This window comes from Sciscionella sediminilitoris (assembly GCF_000737195.2).
Lineage (GTDB): Bacteria > Actinomycetota > Actinomycetes > Mycobacteriales > Pseudonocardiaceae > Sciscionella > Sciscionella sediminilitoris.
In genome coordinates, this window is sequence record NZ_JALM01000180.1 from 1 (window position 1) to 665 (window position 665).

Consider the following 665-nt stretch of genomic DNA (forward strand, 5'->3'; position numbering starts at 1 on the left):
GTCGTGTACGTGGACAGCGAGACCGTCGCGGCCATCCACGCCCGCCGCAAGCTCGAGGGCGATGAGAATTCCCTTGTCGTGCAAGCGGAACTGCAGGACGTCGACGCGGTACTGAAGCAGTCGGCGGCGTTGCTGGACTTCACTGAGCCGGTCGCGGTGATGATGGTGGCGATCCTGCACTTCGTCCCGGAGGAGGACGATCCGAGGGGAATCGTGAACCGGTACGCGGAGACCAGCGCGCCGGGCAGTTACCTGATCGCCTCGCACGGCACGGCGGACGGAGATCTCGGGAACCGGCTGCACGATGTCGTCGGCGAGTACAAGGAACGCGCCAACTACAACGTGCATCTGCGCAGCAAGGACGAGTTCGCCGCGATCCTGGCGTCCTACGAACTGGTGGAACCGGGCATCACCTGGGCGCGCGCCTGGCGGCCCGATGAGCAGACTACGGACTCGGACGAAGCTGTCGCCATCTACGCGGCCGTCGGAGCGAAAGGGTGATCATGCGGGACGAGCCGGAGATCGACTCCACGACACCGAACGTCGCCCGTGCCTACGATTACTACCTGGGCGGCGGAGCGAACTTCAAGGCCGACCGGGAACTCGCGCAGCAGGTGCTCAAGGTGTTGCCGGAAGCGCGCGCCGTCGCCGTGGAGAACCGGCAC

At 65.9% G+C, this 665-nt stretch carries 2 protein-coding genes; both read left to right on the forward strand.

What is annotated here, in order from left to right:
- Positions 1–501, forward strand: a 501-nt coding sequence (locus tag AD72_RS35010; RefSeq protein WP_037348441.1) for an SAM-dependent methyltransferase, incomplete at its 5' end; no start/stop codon positions are given.
- Between the two features lie 2 nt (positions 502–503).
- The coding region (locus AD72_RS36270) for an SAM-dependent methyltransferase (protein ID WP_197285175.1) at positions 504–665 on the forward strand (162 nt) is incomplete at its 3' end.